Origin of the sequence: Aulosira sp. FACHB-615 (genome assembly GCF_014698045.1) — a bacterium.
Classification (GTDB): domain Bacteria; phylum Cyanobacteriota; class Cyanobacteriia; order Cyanobacteriales; family Nostocaceae; genus Nostoc_B.
In genome coordinates, this window is record NZ_JACJSE010000005.1 from 141682 (window position 1) to 167174 (window position 25493).

Genomic DNA, 25493 nt, shown 5'->3' on the forward strand with positions numbered 1-25493 from the left:
CTTGAATGTAAATTTTATGTGATGCGATCGCCAAAATTTCTGGGAATCATAAAGATAGGCAGTCGTAAAAAATATGTGTTTCACTGAAGTCTATGGCGAATTCTAATAGCACCCGCACGCAACCAATTTTGCAGCTTTCGGGTTATCAGATCCTTGAGCAAATCTATCAAGGAACAAAAACAATTGTGTATCGTGCGGTGCAAATAGAGACACAGCGCCCAGTAGTAATTAAGTTGCTGGCTCAGGATTATCCCAGCTTTAGTGAACTTGTACAATTTCGTAATCAATATACCGTCACCAAAAATCTGCCGATCGCAGGCATTGTTCAACCCTTGAGTCTGGAATCTGTGGGGAACAGTTATGCCTTAGTGATGGAAGACTTTGGCAGTATTTCTTTAGGAAAGTACCTCCAACAACAGCCCCTCTCACTGACTGAGACGCTGGTTATTGCCATTCAAATAGCAGAGATTCTCCATCACCTGCATCAACATCGAGTCATCCATAAAGACATTAAACCAGCCAACATTCTCATCCATCCAGACTCCAAACAAGTACAACTCATCGACTTCAGTATTGCTTCCCTGTTACCCAAAGAAACCCAAACCATCCAAAATCCCAATGTGTTAGAAGGTACTCTAGCTTATCTCGCGCCAGAACAAACAGGACGGATGAATCGGGGGGTTGATTATCGGGCAGATTTTTACGCTCTGGGTATCACACTGTATCAGTTGTTAACTAGACAATTGCCATTTATCAGTAAAGACCCATTGGAGTTGATTCATTGTCACATTGCTCAAGTACCGATATCTGTAAATCAAGTCAATCCCGATGTACCGCCAATGGTAGCTGCAATTGTGGCTAAACTAATGGCGAAAAATGCCGAAGACCGTTATCAGAGTACCATCGGACTCAAATATGATCTGGAACATTGTTTGAGCCAGTACAAAGAAACAGGCACAATTGCGGAATTTAAACTAGGACAGAGAGATTTAAGCGATCGCTTCATCATCCCCGAAAAGCTCTACGGTAGGGAAACCGAAGTACAAGTCTTACTCGATGCCTTTGAGCGGGTAGCCGTTGGAACTACAGAATTAATGCTGGTGGCGGGTTTTTCGGGGATTGGGAAAACTGCCGTCATCAATGAAGTCCACAAACCCATTGTCCGCCAGCGTGGCTATTTTATTAAAGGTAAGTTTGACCAGTTCAATCGCAACATTCCCTTGGGTGCGTTTATGCAAGCCTTTCGGGATTTAGTCGGGCAATTACTCAGCGAAAGTGATGCCCAATTACAAACCTGGAAAACTCGGATTCTGCAAGCTTTAGGAGATAACGCTCAAGTTATCATTGAACTGATTCCCGAACTCGAACACATTATTGGTACTCAACTCCCAGCACCGGAATTATCTGGAACAGCAGCCCAAAATCGCTTTAATTTATTGTTCCAAAAATTCATTCAAGTCTTCACCCAGCCCGAACACCCGTTAGTGATGTTTGTGGATGATTTGCAATGGGCAGATTCGGCTTCCTTGAATTTGATTCAAGTGTTAATGTCTGAGTCGCAAACGGGCTGTCTATTAATGCTGGGTGCTTATCGGGATAATGAGGTGTTTGCTGCCCACCCATTGATATTGACTCTCAATGGTATAGAAAAAGCTGGGGTAAAAATCCACACCATCACCCTACAACCCCTGAGTTTCAATAGTCTCAATCATCTGATTGCCGATACCCTTTATGCTCCTGCATCTTTAGTGCAACCACTTACAGAACTGGTCATGCAGAAAACTCAGGGTAATCCCTTCTTTGCGACGCAGTTTTTGAAGGCATTACATCAAGACCAGTTAATTACCTTTGACTCGAATGCAGGATATTGGCAGTTTAATATTGTGCAAGTGCGAGATGCAGCTTTAACCGATGATGTTGTTGAATTGATGGTGCAGCAATTACAAAAACTGCCGGAAACAACCCAAGAGATTTTAAAACTTGCGGCTTGTATTGGCGCACAGTTTGATTTAAATACACTGGCGATTGTTTCGCAGCAATCCCAAACAGAAGTAGCAGCAACATTGTGGAAAGCCTTACAGGAAGGTTTAGTTCTGCCTCAAAGTGATATTTACAAATTTTATTTGGGGGAAAATGAGGTGAATCAGCACACCCCACAGGAAACCCTCAATTATCGGTTTCTGCACGATCGCGTCCAACAAGCAGCTTATTCTCTGATTTCCGATGAGCAGAAAACCTCAACTCACCTGCATATCGGACAATTACTGCTACAAAATTCCTCGGAAACGGTAAAACAGGAAAAATTGTTTGATATTGTTGAGCATTTGAATTTAGGACAATGCCTAATTAGTCAACCAAGCGATCGCGAAGAATTAGCTCAACTCAATTTGCAAGCTGGAGTTAAGGCCAGAAATTCTACAGCCTATCCAGCAGCCAGGACTTATTTACAAACAGGAATTACTTTATTAGAAAGCAACTGTTGGCAACATCAATATGAATTGACTTTAAATCTGTATATTACATTTACTGAAGTCAGCTATTTGAATGGCGACTTTGAGGGTATGGAACAGCAAGCAGCATTGGTGTTACAGCAAGCGCAAACAGTTCTAGACCGCGTGAAAATTTATGAAATTCAAATTGCTGCCAACACTTTACAAAGTCATGTCTTAGAGGCGATCGCTGTGGGCAGAACAGCTTTATCCCTATTGGGAATTGAACTACCTGAAGAAGCCAACGACACCAAGATTGCTACAGCACTACAAACCCTCAGCACCCAGTTAGCAAATATTCCAGTAGAAACATTGGTCGATTTACCAGTTACCAATGATAGTGTTACCCAAGCAGCAATGCGTATTATGGGCATCTTATTTCCACCAATGATTCAGGGTATGCCCAGTTTATTACCTTTGCTAAGTTCCAAGATGGTCAGTCTATCTTTGCAATCGGGAAATACAGTATCATCAACTATCGGCTATGCCATACACGGATTAGTCATGTCTGCCTTTTTAGCAGATGCAGCTACAGGCTATGATTTTGGCAAAGTTGCTTTAAATTTACTCGAAAAATATAATACCCCAGAGATTAAGCCCATCGTGATGTTTCTGTTTGGCAGCTTTATTCAACTCCATAAAGAGCCATTGCAGAACTCAATCCCAACCTTGAAAACAGCTTTTGATGTGGGGATGGAGACTGGTAATTTTATGTACGCTGGCTTTTCCTTAGCTATCCACAGCAATTGCCGATTTTTTAGTGGTGAAGAATTGAGTGGTTTTGTGCAAGACATGGCTCACTATAGTCTGGCTTTAGCTCAGGTGAAACAATATGCGGCTCAAGCCTATATAGATTTAGGAAAACAAACAGCAGAAAATTTTATTGAAATAGTGACTCAACCACATTGTTTAACCGGAAATTCTTACAATGAAACAGTGATGCTGCCTAAGCACCAGCAAGATGGGGATGGAACAGCGATCGCAGAAGTCTATATATATAAGTTATTACTGGCTTACTATTTTGGTAATTATCAAGATGCAATTCATTATGAGGCTCAAGCACAGTCTTACATAGCAGCTTTATCAGGCACATTTTTCGTGCCTATTTTTTATTTTTATGCAGCCCTGACTCATTTGACACGCTTACCGGTTCAATCAGAACAGGATCAAGATGAAATTTTGGCAATGGCTCAAACCCATCAAACGACTCTGGCTCAATTTGCACATCAAGCACCCATGAATCACCAACATAAGGTAGATTTAATCGAGGCAGAAAAGCAACGGGTGTGGGGTGAAAATTACCTAGCCGCAGATTTATATGATCGCGCCATCGCAGGAGCAAAAGCCAATGGATTCATTCAAGAAGAAGCCCTCGCCAACGAACTAGCTGCTAAATTCTATCTCAACTGGGAGAAAGAGAAAGTCGCCGCAGGTTATATGCAAGAAGCCTACTACTGTTATACCCATTGGGGAGCTAAAGCCAAAGTTGCTAACTTAGAAACCAGCTATCCCAATCTGCTTCGCCCCATCTTGCAACAGACACAAGCATCTACGAGCATTTTGAGTACCCTAGCAACGATTTCCCCGTTAACTGTATCTAGTCATACCAGCGATCGCAAGAGTTCCAGTAGTACCAACATTAACCAGTCCGTTGATTTTGCCACTATCCTCAAAGCCTCTCAAGGACTTTCTAGCACAATTCAATTAGATGAACTTTTACATCAACTCACCCAAATCATTCTGCAAAACTCAGGCGCAGATCGCTGTGCCTTGATGTTGCTGAGTGAGACTGGAGAATGGCAAGTGCGGGCAATGGCTACTCCTCATGAAACACAACTATGTGCTGAACCACTCACTAATAATCCTTATGTACCAATAAAGTTGATTTATTACGTCAAAAACACCCAAGAAGTTGTGGTGATTGACAACATGGAAACTAGCTTACCTGTGATTGGGGAATATCTCAGACAACACCAGCCCCAAAGCTTACTATGTTTGCCCTTGCTCCATCAAGGGCATTTAATTGGCATCTTATATCTCAACAATCAACTTACCAGTGGAGTATTTACTGAAGAGCGGATTTTAATTCTCAATTTCCTCTGCACCCAAGCGGCAATTTCCCTGGAAAATGCCCGACTTTATCAACAGTTGGAACACTCACTCCAAGATGCTCAACAAAAGTCGCAGGATTTAGCAGAAGTTTTGGCACTTTCCAATGGACAACAACAAATTTTGGCGTTGATTGCCCAAGGGGTTTCCTTAAACACGATTTTAGAAGCAACTGCCCGATACATTGAAAGCCACGTTCATCATCCAGCCTATTGTTCCGTTTTGCTGATTGATACCGAAGGGCGATTATGTTATGGCGCAGCACCCAGTTTGCCAGCAGGCTACAATGCCATAGTTGATGGGGCTAAAATTGGCCCAGAAGTTGGTTCTTGTGGAACTGCCGCCTATTGCAAAGCATCTGTTACAGTGACAGATATTGCTACCGATCCCCTCTGGGCTAATTATCAATTCGCCTTAGACTTTGGTTTGCGGGCTTGTGCTTCGACACCCATTTTAGGTGCGGAAGGACAGGTGCTGGCTACCCTGGCTATGTATCAGCCTGTAGCTGGGGAATTTACCCTACATGACCGCCAACTGATGGAAGTTGCCACCTATCTTGCCCGCATTGCCATTGAACGCCATCAAGCAGATGTAGAATTGCAAAATACTCAATTACAAGTACTACAAAGCGAAAAAATGGCATCTCTGGGAAATCTGGTGGCTGGGGTTGCCCATGAAATCAACAACCCCATCGGTTTCCTGAATGGCAGTATCAGCAATGGCCAAGACTACGTACAAGATTTACTGGGACATTTAGCCCTTTATCAACAGGAGTATCCCGAACCAAACAAGGTAATTCAAAACAATGCTGACAAAATAGACTTGGAATTTCTGGCGGAAGACTTACCCAAGTTACTCCATTCGATGAAAGGTGCAACGAATCGGATCACAAATATCAGTACAAGTCTGCGTACCTTCTCCCGTGCTGATACCGAATACAAAATCTCTGCCAATCTCCATGAGGGACTTGATAGCACATTGTTAATTTTGAAATATCGCCTCAAAGCCAACGAACACCGTCCAGAGATTCAAGTTATCCAAGAGTTTGACGATTTACCCACAATCGAATGCTTCCCTGGACAGTTAAACCAAGTATTTATGAATCTCTTGGCTAATGCCATTGATATGTTTGACGAAATGGCGCAAACTCAATCCTTCAAAGAACTAGAAGCCAATCCCCAAATCATTACTATCCATACTGAAGTTAGATCAAAGCAGGTATATATCGGTATCCGCGATAATGGCAAAGGTATGACACAAGAAGTACAAGAGAAAATTTTTGAGCATTTATTTACTACTAAAGCTGTGGGTAAAGGTACGGGTTTGGGATTAGCGATCGCTCGTCAAATTGTGGTAGAAAAACATGGTGGCAGACTGGAAGTACAGTCCCAGTTGGGTCAAGGTAGCGAGTTTTGCATCTACCTGCCGATTGGTGAGGAGTGCTGAGTTATCAGTCCCATATTCTCCCCACTCTCCCTTGTCTCCCTTGTCTGTCTCATTCATATCTCAAACAAGACTCCCACACTACCCTTGATAATGTTGTGTAGAAATAGGTGGTAAGTAGCGTTTTCGCCGACTTTGAATGCTTTTCCACAGTAAGACACCAGCAAAAATTAAAGTGGATAGCAAAACTACACTAGCGCCAGAGGCAATATCTAAGTAGTAGCTGAGGTAAATTCCCACAAATGCGATCGCTGCGCCTAAAATGCCAGAAATAATCATAATATAACCAAAGCGATCGCTCAACAGTCGCGCAATGGAAGCTGGAATCACTACCGCAGAGATAATTAATGTCACTCCCAAAATATTTAATGTGGCGACTAACAAAGTTGCCAGCATTAAAGCAAATAATGTATCCATCACCACCACTGGTACACCATGCACCTGTGCTACTTCTCTATCAAAACACCAAAACAACAAAGGGCGATAAAATACAAACACTAAGCCTAAAATCACAATCGATACTACCGTCACAAACCACAAATCTGTAGGAGAAACGCCCAAGACATTGCCAAATAAAGCCGCTTCAAAGTTTTGGCTAAATTTGCGATAGGTACTAATTACCGCGACACCCAAAGCAAAACTCGCCGTGGTAACAATTCCAATGGCAGCATCAGAATATACTTTGCGCCCTGTAAGATATTGGATAAGCAAGGCGGCAGCAAATCCCCAAATTCCCGAACCAATATAAAAATTTAGCCCTAAAACATAGCTCAACACTGCTCCGCCCAAAATAGCATGAGAAAGACCATGAGCAATGTAACTCATCCTGCGAGTAATGATATATACACCCATCACACCGCACAATAGCCCCGCCATCATCCCCACAATGACAGCACGGCTAAAAAATTCATAAGCAAAAGGTTTAAGTAGAAATTCCATGTATTTAATAAGTTTGGTAGTTATTGTATTTAGGACTTACGCAACTATCATATTTTTTCTGTAGGGTGTGTGACGCAACGAGAAGATTTGAACGTAGTTATAAGATTTATAGCGTCACACACCAACCGCCAATTGTGACACTTACGTAAGTCCTGTGTATTTACCAATAACGAGTGACTGCGTAATTGTCTAAAACTGCATCTGCACTAATGATCGGAATCTTTTCTGTGATTGCTTGAGCAACTAAAAGCCGATCAAAGGGATCTTTATGATGAAATGGTAAATTAACAATCGCGGCTGTATGAGAAACTTTAATAGGTAATATTTCCAATTCGTTGACGTAGATTTGAACGCTCAATCCAGGTAGCAAAGCTTTCAGGAATTTGATATTTACCAATACTAACTTTGATAGCAATTTCCCAATAGGAAACAGGACTTAGTAAGATGTCATTCAAAGGATCAACAATCAAATTACAAGCAACTTGACTAAGAGAGCGATCATTAAGTACAAACCAAAGAAATGCCTGAGTATCGAGTAACAACTTCATGGCATATAATTTTGAAAGTCTTCTAAGTGGGTTTCATCGTCAGACAAAATAGTTAAAGTTCCGATCGCACTACCGGGCTGTCGTGGTTTACGCAGTGGCGGAAGTTCGGCAATTAGTCTGGCGACAGTGCGATCGCCTGTAATAATTTCTACTTCTTCACCAGGTTGCAAACTAGCAATCAGTTCGGGTAAATGAAGTTGCGCTTCTGTTAATGAAATTCTTGTCATTGTTTTGGGTTTTAATACCATTGCTTTTGTTTAATTTTACAGTTATCGATCATTGGATGATGAATTGTCAAAAAGCTGACAAAATAAGCTTTTTTGGGTTAATTTTGCTAATTGCTACTACTTGAAGATTTAGAATTATGTCCGTTGTGGCTTGAGGGAATTTTTCTGAGAATATCGGGTAAATTGTCTTGCATTTGATGGCGTAAGGAAGTACCTGCATTAGCAATCAAAATGCGATCGCTTTGATGAAATACCACCATTTCTGCACCAAAGGTCTGCTTTAAAATTGCAGGTGTAAACACATCGCTGGGTTCACCTTGGGCAATAACACTGTGATTAAAACACACTACCCAAGGTAAATGAGTCGCTACCGAATTTAAATCATGGGTAGAAAGTAGAATTGTTAACCCTTGTTGATTTAGTTCCGCCAACAAATGTAATAATTCATGCTGCACTCGTAAATCAGAACTACTGGTTGGTTCATCTAACAGAACAATTTCTGGTTCACCAACTAACGCCCTAGCAATAAATACCCGTTGCTGTTGTCCACCAGATAACTCACCAATGGGACGATTAGCAATGTGCGCTATTCCTACCCGTTCTAATAAAGCTTTAGCTATGATGCGATCGCGGTATGATGACCAAGGTAAAAATTGCTGTTTGCGGTAACGCCCCATCATCACTACTTCCAGTGCAGTTACCGGAAAATTCCAATCTACTGTTTCTACTTGCGGGACATAACCCACCTTTGGCGGCGCGGTTCCCGGTTTTAAACGTTTTCCACGAAACCAAATTTCTCCTGCCCAAGGTTTAACTAACCCTAATATGGCTTTAATTAGAGTAGTTTTACCACTACCAGAAGGCCCCACTAAACCAGAAAGTTGCCCAGGATATAAGCACAAATTGACATTCGTCAACACTGGTTGAGTTTGAAAACCACAGGTAAGATTTTTAATTTCTAATATTGTTTCCATGCAAATTAAGTAATTGAAGTATGAAGTGTGAAGTGGGGGATGAGGGAGACAAGGGAGACAAGGGAGACAAGGAAGCAATCTTTCTACCTTGTCTACCCCCTCTACCTTGTCTACCCTCTCTACCTTGTCTACTCCTCACTCCACACTTTGTTATTTATTAGCCGTGGTAGCTGGGCCGACGACATTGGTAGTATTTAGCTTGTCAACTAATTGAGGATTTCCGCCCAGATTTGCGGCCATGATTCGCAGATTGTTTGCCATCATGCCAATGTAAGTATGCTGGGGATTAGTATTTTCTATGGCATTAGCTGATCCCGTTCCTGGTAATTCATCATCAGAGGTATTGGCTATTTTGACTTTGGCTTCTCTGGCAATTTGTTCTTCAACTTTGCTGGGGTAGACTTCTGAACCAAAAATTGCAGGTACTCCAGATTTGCGAATTTGGTCGATGAGTTTGGCAACATCTTGGGCGGAAGGTTCTTTAAAATCAGATGGTTGAATTGCGCCGATAACTTCAAAGCCATATTCTCTAGCCCAGTAAGCCCAAGAGTCGTGGTATGTTAACAGTTTGCGATTTTTAGCAGGAATACTCGCCACCACTTCACGGGTAACTTTGTCTAATTCGTCCAGACGTTGCAAGTAGTTCGTCAAATTTTTCTCGTAGTATTCTTTCCCTTCGGGGTCTAACTTTGTTAATTGTTGCGCGGCTAATTTAGCATAAGCTTCTGCATATTTGGGGTTTACCCATAAATGGGGATTGGGGTCTCCTTTTTCTTTGGGAAAGCTAAAATCATAAATCCATTGGGCTTCCGTAATAGTGTTGTTCCCCAGTTCATAAATATTTGTTTCTTTGGGTTTAGAAGTTTTTGCGAGTTTTTCCGTGGGTACTTCTAAACGCAGTCCGTTGACGATAATCAAATTAGCTTTGGATAACAAATCAGCATCACTAGGGCGCGGTTCAAATGTATGAGAGTCAGCACCTTCAGGAATAATGCCTTTGACTTGAGTGCGATCGCCTGCAATATTACTCACAATATTCGTGATCGGTGCAACTGTGGTCACAACAGTTAGTTTACTTTTAGTTTGATTCTGCACAGGTTTTGCAGTCGCACCAGTGCCACCAGGGTTAGGAGACACTGTTGTATTTGGTGGTGCATTACAAGCTGTTAGTGACAAACTAAGTATTAATAACCACGCAGATGTTTTCATTACTTGAATATTAGTAATTTTTTGGGTGTGAAATCATCCAATAGTAAATATTTTCCTCCTAGTTAATACAATCCCCCAATAGAGGATTTCCCTGTAACTTTTATGTTTTTTTAACATCTGGCTGGTTTTAGGATTAATTCTGTCTAAAAAACTGGGTATGAGTTCCTTCTTAAGATAGATGTTTCTATATGACAAGCCATATATTTCAGTATAAATCTAACTCGATAATGATTTTTTAGGCATAATATTACACCGAGTTTACTAATTAATAAAAAATATAATGTTTGATCATTTAGATATTGAATTTCACCAAAATTATTGGGGTTTAATTTTGATTAATACTAAAAACAATTTTTATTCTTGCAAAACTTATTTTTTCTTAATACTTAGTAATAATTATTCGTGATGTTACATATATTTCAGCGAAATGAGGTATAAGTGTACAATCCAAAATTATGTAGAGGCGTTAGGCTGAAGCCATAATACACCCTACTTAAGATTTACTTTATAAATTATTTCTTAATGATTGCTGATGACTCTTAAACCTAAAATGCTTTAATAAAGAGTAATTTGACTACATTTTTTTTAAATCTGTTTAATATATAATTAAGTAAGCTTATGCAATAAATCAAAAGTTACAAACATAGAAATAAACCAATCAAGTAAAAAATATACTTACATATCTTTATCTTAACCAAATTAATTAAATTGTATGGAAGCTGATAATTGGCAACAAACAAGACAAAGGTCAATACCAGTAAATTCCCGTGCGTTACTGTTAGTTAATCGTCATGCCCGCCAAGGAGAGCAAAGATTACGAGAAGCAACTCATTATCTAAATAAACTTGGCTTTAAATTAATAGAAGAATCTACCGAAAGCCCCAAACATCTTTCAGAAATTATTCGCCGTTATCAACATGAAGTTGATTTAGTAATTGTGGGTGGTGGTGATGGAACTTTAAACGCCGCAGTGGAAGCTTTAGTAGAAACACAATTACCTTTAGGAATTTTACCTTTAGGTACTGCCAACGATTTAGCCAGAACATTAGCAATTCCCAATTCCTTAGCAGAAGCTTGCGAAATTATTGCCTATGGAGAATTGCGCCGCATTGATTTAGGTTGGGTAAACGGGAAACATTTTTTTAATGTTGCCAGTATGGGATTGAGTGTCAAAATTACCCAAAAACTCACCAAAGAAAGAAAACGTCGTTGGGGAGTATTAGCTTATATTGCCACTGCATTACAAGTAATTTGGGAGTCTCGCCCCTTTAGCGCCGAAATTAAAATCAAGGATCAATCCTTTCGTGTTAAAACTGTGCAGATTGCGATCGGTAACGGTCGTTATTATGGTGGTGGTATGGCAGTAGTTCACGATGCCACTATTGATGATCAAAGATTGGATCTCTACAGTTTAGAAATAGAACACTGGTGGCAAATCATACCCTTATTGCCAGCAATGCGCCAAGGTAGACATATTCACTGGCGGAGTGTACGGGCGCTGCAAGGACAAAAATTTGAAATTTATACTCGCAAACCCCGCCCAATTAATACTGATGGGGAAATCACAACTTATACTCCTGCCAGTTTTAAAGTCATACCCAAGGCAATACCGGTTTTAGTACCGCCAATATAAATTCAGAGAATAGTGTTTTTTCGATTCCTGACTCACCACTCCCCGATATTTAAATTTACATCCGATATACTAAAAAAAGCTGGGTCTTGTGACAATTCACTCTAACTCGCGCCAAATGCCTCTAAGATTTTCGCAAGAAATTAAATCCTTGCTACAACGCTTATCTAATCACCACTTAACTTTAGGTGATATTTTGGCAGAGACTGCGGAACGAGGGTTTAGCCTGATAATAGCTTTATTAGTTTTACCTTTTTTGTTTCCCATGCCTCCAGGGTTAGCTGGGCCTTTTGGTGCTGCTTGCTTGCTGGTTTCTATACAGATGGTTTTTGGCAGGCGATCGCCTTGGCTACCAAAACAAATCGCCAGATATCAATTTCCGCGTCCATTTGCCCAACTTATCTTAAAAAATCTCCAACGTCTCACAAAAATAGTCGAAAAAATTACCCGTCCACGCCTAAAGCGCATCGCCAGTAATCCCTTAACTTGGCGACTGAATGGGTTATGTATTTCTTGGTTAACAATATTGCTAATGCTACCATTACCTTTAACAAATCCGATTCCGACTATTGGCATATTACTATTAGCAATTGCGACTCTCGAAGCTGATGGTTTATTGATTTGTATTGGTTATATTATTACTGCTTTAATTACTTCTTTCTTTGCATTTCTGGGATATGCAGTCTGGTTAGCACCTGGGTTATTACCTAATTTTTTTAAATAAAACAAATTCTATAAATAAACCCCTCAGACTAGAAGTCTGGGGTTTTACCAACAAAGCTACATTAGGAATCCGCAGGATTTTCTTTCAATTTCAAAAGATGATCAATTGCTTTGCTGGCTGAACCATAATTGCTAACTATATTCTCCAGTCAACATCACTAGATGTTTCTACTTGTGCATTGATGCCATATAGTTTGACTAAGCCTGTTAAAACTAAACAGCTAACAACTAACGCAATGGGAGGTAATGAAGCACTATCTAAAACGATAAACACACCTAAACCAATCAACACAAAGGGAACAATGTTGTTACCATATTGCGAAATTAAATTACAGATAGCAGGTTGGCAGGTAAGTTTATATGTGCCGTAGCACCAAACACCAACAAGCGATAAAAAGACTGCAATAATCACTAGTAAACTAGAGAAATCTGCATTAGCAAACAATGGCATATAAATGCTGACATTATCACTACCATTCGCAATAGTAATAGCAGCAACACTAAAAGCTTGGGGAGATAACCAGTTAGTTAAGGGAGAAGATTTAGTTAATTCTGGTTCTGATGCGGTTGTTTCAGATGAATCTTGATCTGGATTCAATAGACGATGTAAGCCAATAACAATGGGTGCAAAACCAAGAAAACCCATCCACTCAGAAGGTAGAATTAAACCTCCTAAAAAACCAACTAAACTAGCAATTACTAATGTACTAAAACCTAGATATTGACCAATCACAATGTGTCGACAACGGAAACTTGCATTCACTTGCGAGAATAACAGCGTCAGGATAACTAAATCATCCAAATTTGTAGCGGTAAAAGCTGTGATACCAGTGGGAATACTGTTAATAATTCCATTCATGTCTATCTCTCCTTGATCTGCACATTGATTTCTGCATATTTTGGGAATTAACTACTTTAAGTAAGTGTAGAGATGTAGCATCCCAAATGAATTTATCTCAATAAGTAACTGAAGATAAAAAAGCTGCGAAGGCTGATTGTAACTGAAGAGTGGAAGAGTCAAGATTTTAGTCTAGAACTGGCTCAAGATATTTAAAATTTAGACTCTCACTCTGTTGAAAAAATGAAATTGTAGGTCATTCATTGTTATCGACGAATGTATTGATCAATAACTTTGGTATGATCATCAACGAACTTATCTTGTTTACTAACTGGAGTAAAAGGTGCTGTTTTCGGAAATTTTTCGTTAATTTGTACAACGAGTCCTGGTGCTAAAGTAACGCGATTATCTTTAACCTCCTTGGAAACACTTAAATGTACTTTCATTTCCCGCAACATTTGTTGCTGTTCTTTCACGATTTCAGTCAACTCAGCAATTTGTTGTGTATGTAATTTATCCAGTTTTTCATGGAGTAGTTCAATATTTTGTCCGGCGCGTAAGTTTACCTGATGGTCAATGTCGGCGTTTCTTCGGTCAGTATCAGACTGGCGGTTTTGACTCATTAATACAATTGGTGCAGTGTAAGCTGAAGCGAAAGAAAACACCAAGTTCAGCAGAATGAATGGTGACTCATCCCAGTGAGGAACTCCTGGTGCTAAGTTTAAACCAACCCATCCGGCTAAAACTGTGCTTTGACAAATCAGAAATTTCCAAGAACCTACATGAGATGCGAGTTTATCTGCAAGGCGTTGACCGGGAGTTAATTCTTCAGTTGTAATTTGTTGCGTTGCCAATTTTTGATTAACTACTGGCTTCATAATTTACCTCTCTGGGTGATTGCTGTCTGTGTTTTTGTTGATGAATTTAATTTATGCTGTTACTCTGATAAATACAAATATTATTATTTTTTAAATTAATAAATTTAAGTGATTGATACAGAGAACAGCTAAGAAATACTGAGATAAACTAAAAAATGATTGAGACAGCAATTCCCAAATCGAAAATCGTGCGATCGCTCTCCAACTGCATCTGTTCGTGTAATATGAGTTAGCCTTGCTGTCGAACTCACACAGTTATGAGTCAACTGACATCTAAAAATTGGATTCTCATCCAACAAAAACTTACACCATACTTGTTTTTGCTACCAGCGTTAGTACTGTTGGGGTTAACTGTCTTCTGGCCTGCATTACAAGCCTTTTACCTCAGTTTCACCAGCTATGAAGATATTTCCCAGCCACCACAATGGATAGGTTTTGGGAATTTTCTGCGGTTGTGGAAAGACGCAGTGTTTTGGAAAACTTTAGAAAACACCTTTCTTTATCTAGTGGGTGTAGTTCCCATTCTCGTAATTACTCCCCTGGGTTTAGCAATTTTAGTCAATCAAAAACTGCGGGGTGTTAGTTGGTTTAGAGCCGCATATTATACACCAGTAGTAATTTCAATGGTAGTTGCAGGTATCGCCTGGAAATGGTTATACGCCGAAAACGGTTTACTGAATCAGTTACTCAAAACTTTAGGAATTTTCCCCGAAGGAATTCCTTGGTTAACTAGTCCAGATAAAATTTTGGGGATTTTACCCATTTCTCTAGCCAGTGTGATGGCTGTAACTATGTGGAAAGGCTTGGGCTACTACATGGTAATTTATTTAGCTGGGTTACAATCAATCCCGGCTGATGTTTATGAAGCCGCCGCTATTGATGGTTCAGATGGTATTAAAAAACATTGGGATATTACGATACCTTTAATGAGACCTTATTTAGCTTTAGTAGCAGTAATTTCAGCTATTTCCGCTACAAAAGTTTTTGAAGAAGTATATATCATGACTCAAGGCGGGCCACTCAATAGTTCTAAAACCATTGTTTATTATTTATATGAACAAGCTTTTAGTAATTTAGACATTAGCTATGCTTGTACAATTGGATTAATATTATTTTTAATAATTTTAGGTCTGTCAGTTTTACGGTTAACTCTTAATCAATCAGGTGGAGATTCTCTAGTTTAGCAGCCAAACAATCTAGAGATTCAGATTCTCAACTTCTTGGAAGTTGAGGAGAATGATTGAGAAGTGCTACATTCAGGGTGGTTTTTTGTCGCTGGAGAATGATGGCAAAAAAGCTAGGATATTTAACCAGGACTTACGCACAAAGATTATCTGTGGAGATTGGGTGTAAGGGTGAAAGGGTTTGGGGCTTTGCCGTGAGCGTCAGCCGAACGGTGTAAGGATTTTGAATAAGTACACCCCTATACCCTTGAACCCTCGCCACAACCCTTGATTTTTCGTTTTGATGCGTAAGTCCTAAATACTTTCCCAATATCCTCTAAGTATATTAATTTTTAGGTATTTATATGTTTTTAGTAACAGGAGCAACGGGGGGAATTGGTCGTCGTGTTGTGCGACTGCTACGCCAACAAGAACAATCAGTCAGGGCGTTTGTGCGGCTGACCTCACATTATAGTGAGTTAGAACATCGGGGCGCAGAAATTTTTATTGGTGACTTGCGCCAAACTAGAGATATAGAAAAAGCAACTCAAGGTGTCACATATATTATCAGCACTCATGGTTCTGATGGTGATGCTCTCTCACTAGACTATCGCGCCAACATAGAACTAATTGACCAAGCAAAAGCTAACCAAGTTCAGCATTTTGTGTTTGTGTCTGTGTTGGGAGTCGATCGCGGCTATGAAGATGCGCCTGTGTTTAAAGCTAAACGCGCAGTCGAAAGATATTTGGTAGATAGTGGCTTAAATTACACAATTTTACGTCCATCTGGACTAGCATCTAATTTGCTGCCACTGGCAGAACAGTTTCGAGAAACAGGATTGTATTTACTAATTGGCGATCGCAAAAACCGTAGCTCAGTTGTGAGTACAGATGATTTAGCAAAAATGATAGTTGATTCTGTCAAACTTACACAGGCGCATAACCAAATATTGCCAGTTGGGGGGCCAGAAATTTTGCAACGGGAAGATATTCCGCAAATTTTTGGTCGAATTTTTAATAAAGAACCGATAGTCATCAACCCACCAGTTTTCTTAGTGGATGGCTTAAGACATATTATTGGTTTGTTCAGTCCGCAAGCGCAAACAGCCTTGGGGACTTATCGGACATTGCTATCTAATGAATTTTTCTGTAAAAAAGATGAAATAGCTAATTTAGAGAAGATTTTCAATTTTCAGTTGGAAACTTTGGAAAATTTTTTACGACGCTATTTAGCAGTTTGAATCAGGGGGTGGAGGTTAGAGGTTAGAGGTTAGAGGTTAGAGGTTACAGGTTAGAGCTTAGTTTAATGCGATCCTTAGTTCCTCCCCAAGTCCTCAATTCCTAAACCCTAACTCCAAGCCCCTAGCCTCTAGTCCCTAGCCCCTAGCCCCTCCTAATTAAATTTAAAAATCTTATGACTTCTCCCCTATTTGCCAATGCTGCTCAAGCGCGTCAAACAAAACAGCGATTCGCCAAGCCAGAGGATCAATTGTCTTATGAGTTAGGTAAGGCAGTTCAAGAATTGCCCCCGCTTTATACTAGATTATTAGCCGGAACCATTAGTTTAGCGTTATTCGGCACGATCGCCTGGGCGAATTTCTCGGAAATTGATGAAGTAGCCATCGCTCAAGGGGAATTAATTGCTTCCACCCAAGTCAGACCTTTGACATCGCTGGGGAATGGGATGATTTTAGCAGTGAAGGTGAAAGAAGGCGATCGCGTCACCAAAAATCAAGTATTAATTCAACGCGACCCCGATTTCCAAAAAACAGACGTAAACCGCCTGACAGAATCTAGCCAGTTGATTAAAGATGACTTAGAGCGTTTGGATGTAGAACGCATCGGCGGTCAAAGCACTGGTGAGAAATTGCAAGATGAACTGTTAATAGCACGTCTGCGCGATTATCAAGCACGTCAAGCCACCGCCGAAGCCGAAGCCAACCGCCAACGCGCCCTCCTCGACCAAGCAAAAGTCCGCCTAACAAGATTGCGAGAAAATTTAGAAACTGCCAAAACTGCATTAGTTAACTCTAAAGCTAATCTTGCTAATGCTCAAAATATCCGCGCCACAGTCAAAGAAGCATTAACAATTGCCAAAAATCGAGAAACCAAACTCCGCACCTTGATTACTCCTGGTGCTGTCCCTAGAGTTGATTACTTAGAAGCGCAAGAACGATTAAATCGTGCTACCACAGATGTCACCAGATCAGAAGATGAAGTAACCAACGCGAGTAACAGAGTCTCAGAAGCACAGGATCGCGTTGTCTCCCTCGAAAAAGACATCGCAGCCCAAGTCCAAGAAGTACGTCAAGCCGAAGAAGCTTTTCAAGGGGCGCGTAATCAAGCACAACGTGTCACATCTGAGCGTCAAAGCGAAATTTTGACTCAAATGAACAAGCGCAAAGAAGAATTAACCACTGTCTCTGGTCAATTAGCCCAGGCGAAAAAGCAACAAGATGGAGAAACCATTAAAGCACCTGTGGCTGGGACAATCTACAGAATTAAGGCGACCAAAGGCCCCGTACAATCAGGGGAAGAATTACTGTCAATCTTGCCAGATGGCGAAGAATTAGAACTAGAGGTGAAAGTCCTCAACCGCGATATTGGCTTTATTCGTCCAGGAATGAAAGCAAAGGTTAAAATGGCTACTTTCCCTTTCCAAGAATTCGGCACTATTGATGGCACAGTCGTACAAGTTAGTCCCAATGCCGTGGTTGATAAGGACTTAGGTTTGGTTTTCCCCACCAGAATTCAAATGAATAAACATTCCCTAAATGTACGGGGTAAAGAAGTAGTATTTACACCCGGTATGGTAGCTACAGGAGAAATTGTCACGCGCAAAAAATCAATTTTAACTTTCCTGATCGAACCTGTAACTCGGCGATTTAGCGAAGCTTTTTCTGTTAGGTAACAGGTGACAGGTGATAGAGGCTAGAGACTAGATGAATGTATTTTATTGGAGTGAAAAACGCTGTTATCCTTGTCTCCCTTGTCCTCCTTGTCCTCCTTCGCTATAAAAAAAGAACCCTCGAAATTTCGAGGGTTCTTTTTTTTAAATCAGTTTTTTAAATAAATTTAGAAAGGTGCGATCGCTAAACAAATTACAGCTAACATTGCAGCTATCACATAAAATACAGCCACAACTTGTAATTCTGACCAGCCACCCAACTCTAAATGATGATGTAAAGGAGCCATTCTTAACAAGCGTTTACCTTTGCCATCTGGGCCTTTAGTCGCTTTGTAATAAGCTACTTGCGCCATTACAGACAAGGTTTCAACAAAGAAGATCCCACTGAGGATAAATAATGCTACCAAGCTGTTGGTTAACAGCGCCACAGCAGCTAACGCACCACCTAACGCCAGAGAACCAGTATCACCCATAAATACGCGGGCTGGGTTGCGGTTATGTGCCAAGAAACCTAAGCAACTACCACTTAAAGCCGCACAGAAAACCATCAATCCTGGGGAAGTTGGGGCGACTACAGCACCTAAAGCCAAAAGTGCGATCGCCACAGTTCCACCTGCTAAACCATCAATTCCATCAGTTAAATTAGTTGCATTACTCTCTGCTACTAGCACAAACCCTGCCAACGGCCAAAACAGGAAACCTAAAGGTAGTGCAAAGCTCACCCAAGGCAAAGCAATATTTGTAATATTAGAAGGCTGATTAAAGATTAACCATATACAAAACAGCACTGCAAACCCAATTTGCAAAGCTAATTTCATTTTGGGAGAAATCCCCTTGTTGGACTTACGGCGGAGAATTTGCCAGTCATCAATCCAACCAATAAAGCCATAGCTCAGGGTTAATGCGGAGACAGCAATAACTTCTGTGGCAAAATTAGACATTATACAGGCAACGATCGCTGCTACCGGGATGAAGAATATCCCGCCCATTGTTGGTGTGCCTGCTTTTTTGAGATGGGCTTGTGGGCCATCTTCGCGGATAATTTGTCCAGTTTTGAGTGCTTGTAGTAGAGGTACTACCACATAACCCACAGCAGCCGAAATCACCGCACACAACAATAAAGGCATCGTGAGTGATGTGTTTTGCCAAGGCAATCTATTGCCCATCAAATCACAAGTTACTGCTGCTAAACCCAGCCCAGTGGCTAAGGCAGAAGCGAGACCGATACCAGAAAAAATGTTTAATCCTTGGTTAGGAGACAATTTAGCGTCCACAGGATGTTCCCTTCACTCCACACTACAAAATTTAATTACAGGGACGAAAGCTATCACCAAGTCCCTAGCCAGCAGGCTAATCTTCGTCAATAGCTATATCGTCATCATCATCATCAAGATAGTCACCAATGCCATCTTCTCCACCGAGAAAATCTGAAATTTCTTCGTTTTCTTCTTCGGAAAAATCAGGTTCATGCACATCACGCGCTATTAAACGACCATGAGATTGCAGCCAATCTAAGAGGGAGGATTCTTGTTTTAATGGAATTACGGCTGCGCGTTGGTTGCGGGGTTCTTCACGTAAGGGAGAATTTAACATATCGACGAAGAAACAAAATGTTAATGTAACTAGACATTAAGCAGTCTATCACTTGAAACGTAATAATTTAGTTATTTATTGATTCAAGTCTTGCCTGCTGAAATCCGTAAGTTAGCAAAAATATTTTATTTAATAGTGGTAGGACAGATAGGAATAAATTCTTAAAACTTTTGAGAGCTTGATACATAGGGCAACAATAATTCGACTTAAGGTGGATGAATTTTACACATTTTTGATTTGGGGTAATAAACAATGATGGGCAAGGCGGCTTTAATCAATGCGATCGCACCAACCAATCGTGGTTTACTGGCTACTGAGCCACAAAAACAAGCTATCTTAGCTGCGATCGCTAATTTAGAAGACTTTAACCCAACACCACGCCCATTAGAAGCAAGTAACTTGCTCAATGGCGATTGGCAATTACTTTATACCACTAGTAAGGCGCTTTTAAACCTAGATCGTTTACCTTTTTGTAAACTTGGTCAAATTTATCAGTGTATTCGGGTAGAAACTACCAGTGTTTACAACATCGCTGAAATTTACGGCTTACCTTATCTTGAAGGATTGGTCAGCGTAGCAGCTAAATTTGAGCCAGTTTCCGGTCGTCGCGTCCAAGTAAAATTTAATCGTTCTATTGTAGGTTTGCAACGTTTAATTGGCTACACTTCACCAGAGAATTTTATTCACCAAATTGAATCAGGTAAAAAGTTTTCGGGAATAGATGTTCCAATTAACAGCGAAAACCAACAAGGCTGGTTAGACATCACTTATATAGATGATGATCTCCGCATTGGCAGGGGTAACGAGGGTAGCGTATTTGTTTTAACTCGAACATAAAGTTTTCCTTTTGTGTGTTTTGGAGAACGAGAACGAAGTTATTTCATCATGTGCGCTTTGTCAAGGAGGGTCTGACCCCCATTCTAGATATCAGGATTTTTCTGAGAACCTAACGTCAGGAAGATATCAGGCAAAAAAGTATGAAGTGTGAAGTCTAAAGTATGAAATTTTATCCTTTAGCCTTCTACCCCTGGTTGTTGAGCGAACTTGTACTGAGCGCAGTCGAAGTAGTCGAACCACCTGCCCCATAACAAATCAGATAAATAACTTAACAAACCCTCTAGCAGCGACCTTCAGGTTGTAGAGTGAAATCAAATAGCCCTATATATCGGCAATTGATAACTAAAAGGGAAGATAATCATGGTTCAACGTGGTTCTAAAGTACGTATTCTCCGCCCAGAATCCTACTGGTTCCAAGATGTCGGCACCGTGGCTTCTATCGATCAAAGCGGCATTAAATACCCAGTAATCGTCCGTTTTGAGAAGGTAAACTACTCTGGTATCAACACCAATAACTTTGCCTTAGATGAACTAATCGAAGTAGCACCTCCGGCTAAAGCTAAAAAATAAGTAGCAAAGCTCAAAGGGGATTCTTTAATGGGATGATGAAGGGAAGCTTTAAGTATGTAGAATGAAGCCTAAAGTTTCAGTTCTCTCATGCTTCCTCTCAGCCTACTCTAAGTCAGAGCAACTGCCCTGCGGGTATTTACGGTTTCTGTTCGAGACAATAGATATTTACCCCTAAGTGCGTACAGTACTTCCTCTCATCTTTCCCAACCGGAATAGGCAAGGGATTATGTCCCTGATCCTTTTCGATGATCCCTAAATAATTTGCTTACTTATCAGTTCCAATGCCTGAACTGCCTGAAGTTGAAACAGTCCGCCGGGGTCTTAATCAATTGACCCTGAATCAAAACATTACGGGTGGAGATGTGTTGCTCAATCGCACCATCGCCTACCCGTTTTCTGTTGATGAGTTTATTCAAGGAATCCAAGGTCGTGCCATCATAGCTTGGCATCGTCGGGGGAAATATCTTCTCGCTGAATTATCTCCTGGTGCTGGCTACCTTGGGGTACATCTGCGGATGACTGGTCAATTATTATGGCTACACCGTGATGAACCACTGCACAAACACACAAGAGTCAGACTATTTTTTGGGGATCAACAGGAATTGCGCTTTGTTGACCAACGCACCTTCGGTCAAATGTGGTGGGTTCCCCCAAAAATGCCGGTCGAAAGTGTCATGACTGGTTTAGCTAAATTAGCAGCCGACCCATTTGCACCAGAATTCACCGTTGAGTATCTGGCTGCTAAACTCAAAAACCGCCGCCGTCCGATTAAAACCGCATTATTAGATCAATCTGTCGTCGCCGGATTAGGTAACATCTATGCTGATGAAGCGTTATTTAAATGTGGCGTGTTACCAGAAACCTTGTGTACAGATTTGCAACCCCAGCAAATTGAACAGTTACGCAAAGTCATCATTGAAGTCTTAGAAACTAGTATTGCGGCTGGCGGTACAACCTTTAGTAACTTCCTCAACGTCAAGGGGATCAACGGTAACTATGGTGGTGTCGCCTGGGTTTACAATCGCACTGGGGAACCTTGCCGAGTTTGTCACAACGTGATTCAGCGAATTCGATTAGCTGGCCGTTCTAGTCATTTTTGTCCCCAGTGTCAAAGTTAGTTTTATCGGACTTCCGTACAAAGTTTTTCTGTGGAGATTGGTTGTAAGGTAGGACTTACGCAAAAAAACGGAAAAATAAGGTTTTAGTAAAGGGTGCAGGGGTATGAGGGTTTAAGGGTTTTAGATACACCCCTACGGGGAAGTCAAAATTCAAAAGTCAGAGAATTTTTGACTTTTGACTTGATGTTTTCCCTTCACCTCTCCCCAAACCCTTGATTTTTCATCTCACTGCGTAAGTCCTATTAATATAAAAATACCCGCAACCATTACTCATCGGTGAAAAGCTATGTCAGACACCACTCTAGCTGCACCAGATATTCAAATTCCGCCTACCCAAGCAGAACTTCCCTATGATGATGGTGTACCAATGGAAAGCGCCCGCCATAAAGCCCAAATGGATTTACTCATAGATGCTTTAATTCCTTGGTTGGAACAACGGGATGATGGGTTTGTGGGCGGAAATATGTTTGTTTATTACAGTCTGGCACAGGTACGAAACAAAGATTTTAAAGGGCCGGACTTTTTTGTTGTGTTGGGAGTTCCAAAGGGTGAACGTCGCAGTTGGGTAGTTTGGGAAGAAGGGAAAGCCCCAGATTTAGTAATTGAGTTACTTTCTGACAGTACAGCCATAGCTGACAAAAATGAGAAAAAACTGATTTATCAAAATCAAATGCGTGTCCCGGAATATTTTTGGTACGACCCTTTTCACCCCGATGATTTAGCTGGTTTTTCTAACGAAAAAGGTGTTTATCAACCCATCGAAACCAACGCTCAAAACCAGTTAGTGAGTCAATTTTTAGGTTTAGCCTTGCAATTGTGGCAAGGAAATTATAAAGGTATTGATGCTATTTGGTTACGCTGGGCAAGTTTGGCTGGAGAATTATTACCCACTCCTGAAGAAAAAGAACGTCAACGAGCCGAGAAGGCAGAATCTCAGCTATTCCAAACTGCACGTAACTTACTTGAGACTGGGATGACAGTAGAACAAGTAGCTAATTTAACAGGTTTGAGTGTAGCTGAAATAGAAAGATAAAACTTTGCTTGATGAACTCGATGTGCAACTTATTTTTATAACCTCTTCCCGAAGTGGAAAGAGGCTATAGAATTAGGCGATCGCACTTACGCTTTAAATGTCAACACCGGACTTAATCTGGCTACGACATCTACCATTTGCGCTTCTACCTGTACATCAATCACCGACTGAATTGGCTTATAAGCTGCTGGTGCTTCTTCAATTCGCCGTTCTGCACGCAAGGTAATACAGTCTACTCCGGTTAAGCCCAGTTCTGACTCAGTTTGAGATGCACCTTGGCGACTCAAATCAAATCGACTCCGAATTCTACCAGCGCCATGCGAAGCTGAATTACAAAAAGCTGCATTGCCTTTGCCCACCATCAGATAAGAGTCAGCCCCCATTGAACCGGGAATAATCACAGGTTGTCCTGAATGGGCGGGACAAGCACCTTTGCGCGTTACCCATCCTTTACCTTCAGCTAAGGTGATATTGTGGGGTAAGTCGTAAACTAAAGGTGCTTCCACATCACCATAAACTTCTCGCAACCGCAGACGTAGCAGTTCTGCTAATAATAGGCGATTGATAAAGCCATAATTAGCAGCCGTCGCTTCAGCTTGGAGATAACTAGCAACTAATTCTGGGTGAGAATGCACTGATAAAGGAAAAATCTGGGATTCTGGATACTTCAGACCTTTCGGCCAAGTTGCTTTCGTTCGGTCTCGCCACATTCCCCCAATGTACTTACCGACATTGCGTGAACCAGAGTGAATCATAAAGGCTAATTGTCCTTCTCTGATTCCCCAAGCATAAGCCAGGGAGCGATTTTCGATTTTTTCTACTTGTTGTACTTCAACAAAATGGTTGCCAGAACCAATCGTTGCCAGTCCTCCATCCCTTACCAGTCCAGTATCAGGAATTAATTCTTCTGGTGCTAACTTCCAGTCACCCTCCATTGCACCACCTAAAAATATAGATTTGCTTTCCTGGGAAATCTGCTCCAAGTCTGATTTGACAAAACTACCCGTCGGCTGATCAAACATGGCATCTAACCAACCAAGAACACCATACTGAAATAATGCTTTCATGGTGTGGGCGGTCATGGTGACATCTCTTGTACCAAAGAAATAATCCCCCTTCATCCGTTCTACAAAGGAGTCCCGTTGAGCAAGAAATTTGTCAATGGTCAAATCGGCAACGTGTAACCGCATTCCACAGTTAATGTCAGAACCGACAGCAGCAGGGATGACTTGACCAACAGTTTCAACTACAGAACCAATGGCAATACCCGCATCACCAGGATGAAAATCAGGTGTGGCGCAGGCACGACAAACGCATCCGCCATTGGGGTGACGCACATTTGCTAAATTAGCTAGTTGCTTCAGGGCTTTAGCTTCAATGGGAAAGCATTCTGGTAATAAGACTTCAGCTACTGGTGCATCAGGAGAATTAGTTAAACGAACAGAATAAACACCATTAAAATAATTGACATTCAAACCTTGTCGTGCTAAAGCACGCAGGAGGCGTTGAAGATTTTTGGGCTGCATGAAAACTCCATGAGAGTCTGAAAAAGACCCTGGTTTTAAATTGATTGCAGAGACATGGGTTCAGCAGCCGCGCCTCAAGTATTTTTAGGGGTTATTTTCCCAGAACTATGGGGAAAACAACGGGATGATTGTTAATATTTTGCCTATTTATTTTGGTAACACAGATTCTTGTGGTCTGGCAAAGGGGATATTTGAGGCGATCGCACTTTGATATGATGGTCATCGCAGCGATCGCACTCAACTAAGGCACAATCAACACTGGACAAGGAGAAAGATTAATTACTCTTGTTGTCACACTATCAGTTGCACCTTCATCCGTTAAGCCCAGTCCCCGACAGCCCATAATAATTAAATCCGCACCGATTTCATCAGCCACATCACAAATAGTAAAAGCTGGTTTTCCCTGTCTTTCTAGAATTTCAGACTGAATACCTTGCTGTAAGAATAAAGCTTGGGCATTTTCTAGCAGTTTGGCAACTACCTCTGGCGACACCATCGGATCAGGACTTGGTGCTTGTGTCTCTGTGGCGGTTTCCTCAACCACAGATAGCAAAACCAAGCGGCTACCGTACTTCTGCACAACATTAGCCACTACATCAGCAGCTTCTCGTGCTTCCCGACTTTGATCGATTGGAAATAATACTGTCTTAAACATATCTCTCCTCCGCACCCCAGACTCCGGTAAAATCTTGATGGTTATACTTTCAAAACGATAACAAAAAGGCAATCAGGAGGGTT

At 41.1% G+C, this 25493-nt stretch carries 22 protein-coding genes; 10 read left to right on the plus strand and 12 right to left on the minus strand.

Going from position 1 to position 25493, the window contains the following annotated elements; genetic code table 11:
- The first annotated feature begins 92 nt into the window (after positions 1 to 92).
- The gene (locus H6G77_RS10190; RefSeq protein ID WP_190871499.1) at positions 93 to 6044 is read left to right on the plus strand and encodes an AAA family ATPase; all 5952 of its coding nucleotides are present in this window, start codon (positions 93 to 95) and stop codon (positions 6042 to 6044) included.
- A gap of 78 nt (positions 6045 to 6122) precedes the next feature.
- Here H6G77_RS10190 and H6G77_RS10195 read toward each other — a convergent pair whose 3' ends face one another.
- From H6G77_RS10195 to H6G77_RS10215, 6 genes are all read right to left on the minus strand, one after another.
- Positions 6123 to 6980, minus strand: coding sequence for a metal ABC transporter permease (locus tag H6G77_RS10195; RefSeq protein WP_190593627.1), 858 nt, complete (start codon positions 6978 to 6980; stop codon positions 6123 to 6125).
- Positions 6981 to 7140: 160 nt separating this feature from the next.
- Positions 7141 to 7311 carry a type II toxin-antitoxin system VapC family toxin gene (locus tag H6G77_RS35660; RefSeq protein ID WP_242049182.1) on the minus strand — a complete coding sequence of 57 codons (171 nt, stop codon included), beginning with the start codon at positions 7309 to 7311 and terminating at the stop codon, positions 7141 to 7143.
- The gene (locus tag H6G77_RS35665) at positions 7292 to 7528 is read right to left on the minus strand and encodes a type II toxin-antitoxin system VapC family toxin (protein ID WP_242049183.1); all 237 of its coding nucleotides are present in this window, start codon (positions 7526 to 7528) and stop codon (positions 7292 to 7294) included. The genes H6G77_RS35660 and H6G77_RS35665 overlap by 20 nt, the downstream gene beginning before the upstream one ends.
- Complete coding sequence (locus H6G77_RS10205; protein ID WP_190871500.1) at positions 7525 to 7755, minus strand: type II toxin-antitoxin system Phd/YefM family antitoxin; 231 nt, start codon at positions 7753 to 7755, stop codon at positions 7525 to 7527. Before H6G77_RS10205 ends, H6G77_RS35665 begins: the two co-directional genes overlap by 4 nt.
- Positions 7756 to 7862: 107 nt before the next feature.
- On the minus strand, positions 7863 to 8729 hold the full coding sequence (locus tag H6G77_RS10210; protein WP_190593621.1) for a metal ABC transporter ATP-binding protein: 867 nt from the start codon (positions 8727 to 8729) through the stop codon (positions 7863 to 7865).
- A 150-nt stretch (positions 8730 to 8879) separates the two neighbouring features.
- Positions 8880 to 9938: a metal ABC transporter substrate-binding protein gene (locus H6G77_RS10215; protein ID WP_190593619.1), complete on the minus strand. Its 1059-nt coding sequence runs from the start codon at positions 9936 to 9938 to the stop codon at positions 8880 to 8882.
- Positions 9939 to 10650: 712 nt separating this feature from the next.
- Here H6G77_RS10215 and H6G77_RS10220 point away from each other — a divergent pair.
- Together H6G77_RS10220 and H6G77_RS10225 are read left to right on the plus strand one after the other, a co-directional pair.
- Complete coding sequence (locus H6G77_RS10220; protein WP_190593617.1) at positions 10651 to 11571, plus strand: lipid kinase; 921 nt, start codon at positions 10651 to 10653, stop codon at positions 11569 to 11571.
- Positions 11572 to 11686: 115 nt separating this feature from the next.
- Positions 11687 to 12292, plus strand: coding sequence for an exopolysaccharide biosynthesis protein (locus H6G77_RS10225; protein WP_190593637.1), 606 nt, complete (start codon positions 11687 to 11689; stop codon positions 12290 to 12292).
- Between the two features lie 135 nt (positions 12293 to 12427).
- Here the strand turns inward: H6G77_RS10225 and H6G77_RS10230 are convergent, their stop codons facing one another.
- Together H6G77_RS10230 and H6G77_RS10235 are read right to left on the minus strand one after the other, a co-directional pair.
- Entirely contained in the window at positions 12428 to 13150 is a 723-nt protein-coding gene (locus H6G77_RS10230; protein ID WP_190593615.1) for a cadmium resistance transporter, read from the minus strand.
- A gap of 245 nt (positions 13151 to 13395) precedes the next feature.
- Positions 13396 to 14007, minus strand: coding sequence for a DUF1003 domain-containing protein (locus H6G77_RS10235; protein WP_190593613.1), 612 nt, complete (start codon positions 14005 to 14007; stop codon positions 13396 to 13398).
- Positions 14008 to 14264: 257 nt separating this feature from the next.
- Here H6G77_RS10235 and H6G77_RS10240 point away from each other — a divergent pair, with 257 nt between their 5' ends.
- From H6G77_RS10240 to H6G77_RS10250, 3 genes are all read left to right on the plus strand, one after another.
- Positions 14265 to 15191, plus strand: a complete 927-nt coding sequence (locus tag H6G77_RS10240) for a carbohydrate ABC transporter permease (RefSeq protein WP_190593611.1) — start codon at positions 14265 to 14267, stop codon at positions 15189 to 15191.
- 344 nt (positions 15192 to 15535) lie between these two features.
- Positions 15536 to 16411: an SDR family oxidoreductase gene (locus H6G77_RS10245; protein WP_190672705.1), complete on the plus strand. Its 876-nt coding sequence runs from the start codon at positions 15536 to 15538 to the stop codon at positions 16409 to 16411.
- Positions 16412 to 16584: 173 nt separating this feature from the next.
- A complete protein-coding gene (locus H6G77_RS10250) occupies positions 16585 to 18081 on the plus strand; it encodes an HlyD family efflux transporter periplasmic adaptor subunit (protein ID WP_190672702.1) in 1497 nt (498 codons plus the stop codon).
- A 164-nt stretch (positions 18082 to 18245) separates the two neighbouring features.
- On the opposite strand, the gene mraY is transcribed toward H6G77_RS10250, so the two are convergent.
- Both mraY and H6G77_RS10260 read right to left on the minus strand, forming a co-directional pair.
- Positions 18246 to 19352 (minus strand): phospho-N-acetylmuramoyl-pentapeptide-transferase, encoded by a 1107-nt coding sequence (gene mraY, locus H6G77_RS10255; RefSeq protein ID WP_190593605.1) that lies wholly within the window; start codon positions 19350 to 19352, stop codon positions 18246 to 18248.
- A 76-nt stretch (positions 19353 to 19428) separates the two neighbouring features.
- A complete protein-coding gene (locus H6G77_RS10260) occupies positions 19429 to 19671 on the minus strand; it encodes a DUF3134 domain-containing protein (protein WP_190593603.1) in 243 nt (80 codons plus the stop codon).
- Positions 19672 to 19923: 252 nt separating this feature from the next.
- Here H6G77_RS10260 and H6G77_RS10265 point away from each other — a divergent pair, with 252 nt between their 5' ends.
- From H6G77_RS10265 to H6G77_RS10280, 4 genes are all read left to right on the plus strand, one after another.
- The gene (locus H6G77_RS10265) at positions 19924 to 20508 is read left to right on the plus strand and encodes a PAP/fibrillin family protein (protein ID WP_190672699.1); all 585 of its coding nucleotides are present in this window, start codon (positions 19924 to 19926) and stop codon (positions 20506 to 20508) included.
- A 360-nt stretch (positions 20509 to 20868) separates the two neighbouring features.
- Positions 20869 to 21078, plus strand: a complete 210-nt coding sequence (locus H6G77_RS10270) for a photosystem I reaction center subunit IV (protein WP_190593599.1) — start codon at positions 20869 to 20871, stop codon at positions 21076 to 21078.
- 281 nt (positions 21079 to 21359) lie between these two features.
- The gene (locus tag H6G77_RS10275) at positions 21360 to 22196 is read left to right on the plus strand and encodes a DNA-formamidopyrimidine glycosylase (RefSeq protein ID WP_190871501.1); all 837 of its coding nucleotides are present in this window, start codon (positions 21360 to 21362) and stop codon (positions 22194 to 22196) included.
- 286 nt (positions 22197 to 22482) lie between these two features.
- Entirely contained in the window at positions 22483 to 23229 is a 747-nt protein-coding gene (locus H6G77_RS10280; RefSeq protein WP_190871502.1) for a Uma2 family endonuclease, read from the plus strand.
- Positions 23230 to 23315: 86 nt separating this feature from the next.
- Here the strand turns inward: H6G77_RS10280 and H6G77_RS10285 are convergent, their stop codons facing one another.
- A complete protein-coding gene (locus H6G77_RS10285; protein ID WP_190871503.1) occupies positions 23316 to 24755 on the minus strand; it encodes an RtcB family protein in 1440 nt (479 codons plus the stop codon).
- A 241-nt stretch (positions 24756 to 24996) separates the two neighbouring features.
- Positions 24997 to 25410 (minus strand): universal stress protein, encoded by a 414-nt coding sequence (locus H6G77_RS10290; RefSeq protein WP_190593591.1) that lies wholly within the window; start codon positions 25408 to 25410, stop codon positions 24997 to 24999.
- Between the last annotated feature and the right edge of the window lie 83 nt (positions 25411 to 25493).

What these genes read in the sequence shown, in the direction of transcription:
- H6G77_RS10190 (WP_190871499.1), top strand. Translation starts at nt 93, where the DNA reads ATGGCGAATTCTAATAGCACCCGCACGCAACCAATTTTGCAGCTTTCG.
- H6G77_RS10195 (WP_190593627.1), bottom strand. Translation starts at nt 6,980, where the DNA reads ATGGAATTTCTACTTAAACCTTTTGCTTATGAATTTTTTAGCCGTGCT.
- H6G77_RS35665 (WP_242049183.1), bottom strand. Translation starts at nt 7,528, where the DNA reads ATGAAGTTGTTACTCGATACTCAGGCATTTCTTTGGTTTGTACTTAAT.
- H6G77_RS10205 (WP_190871500.1), bottom strand. Translation starts at nt 7,755, where the DNA reads ATGACAAGAATTTCATTAACAGAAGCGCAACTTCATTTACCCGAACTG.
- H6G77_RS10210 (WP_190593621.1), bottom strand. Translation starts at nt 8,729, where the DNA reads ATGGAAACAATATTAGAAATTAAAAATCTTACCTGTGGTTTTCAAACT.
- H6G77_RS10215 (WP_190593619.1), bottom strand. Translation starts at nt 9,938, where the DNA reads ATGAAAACATCTGCGTGGTTATTAATACTTAGTTTGTCACTAACAGCT.
- H6G77_RS10220 (WP_190593617.1), top strand. Translation starts at nt 10,651, where the DNA reads ATGGAAGCTGATAATTGGCAACAAACAAGACAAAGGTCAATACCAGTA.
- H6G77_RS10225 (WP_190593637.1), top strand. Translation starts at nt 11,687, where the DNA reads ATGCCTCTAAGATTTTCGCAAGAAATTAAATCCTTGCTACAACGCTTA.
- H6G77_RS10230 (WP_190593615.1), bottom strand. Translation starts at nt 13,150, where the DNA reads ATGAATGGAATTATTAACAGTATTCCCACTGGTATCACAGCTTTTACC.
- H6G77_RS10235 (WP_190593613.1), bottom strand. Translation starts at nt 14,007, where the DNA reads ATGAAGCCAGTAGTTAATCAAAAATTGGCAACGCAACAAATTACAACT.
- H6G77_RS10240 (WP_190593611.1), top strand. Translation starts at nt 14,265, where the DNA reads ATGAGTCAACTGACATCTAAAAATTGGATTCTCATCCAACAAAAACTT.
- H6G77_RS10245 (WP_190672705.1), top strand. Translation starts at nt 15,536, where the DNA reads ATGTTTTTAGTAACAGGAGCAACGGGGGGAATTGGTCGTCGTGTTGTG.
- H6G77_RS10250 (WP_190672702.1), top strand. Translation starts at nt 16,585, where the DNA reads ATGACTTCTCCCCTATTTGCCAATGCTGCTCAAGCGCGTCAAACAAAA.
- H6G77_RS10260 (WP_190593603.1), bottom strand. Translation starts at nt 19,671, where the DNA reads ATGTTAAATTCTCCCTTACGTGAAGAACCCCGCAACCAACGCGCAGCC.
- H6G77_RS10265 (WP_190672699.1), top strand. Translation starts at nt 19,924, where the DNA reads ATGATGGGCAAGGCGGCTTTAATCAATGCGATCGCACCAACCAATCGT.
- H6G77_RS10270 (WP_190593599.1), top strand. Translation starts at nt 20,869, where the DNA reads ATGGTTCAACGTGGTTCTAAAGTACGTATTCTCCGCCCAGAATCCTAC.
- H6G77_RS10275 (WP_190871501.1), top strand. Translation starts at nt 21,360, where the DNA reads ATGCCTGAACTGCCTGAAGTTGAAACAGTCCGCCGGGGTCTTAATCAA.
- H6G77_RS10280 (WP_190871502.1), top strand. Translation starts at nt 22,483, where the DNA reads ATGTCAGACACCACTCTAGCTGCACCAGATATTCAAATTCCGCCTACC.
- H6G77_RS10285 (WP_190871503.1), bottom strand. Translation starts at nt 24,755, where the DNA reads ATGCAGCCCAAAAATCTTCAACGCCTCCTGCGTGCTTTAGCACGACAA.
- H6G77_RS10290 (WP_190593591.1), bottom strand. Translation starts at nt 25,410, where the DNA reads ATGTTTAAGACAGTATTATTTCCAATCGATCAAAGTCGGGAAGCACGA.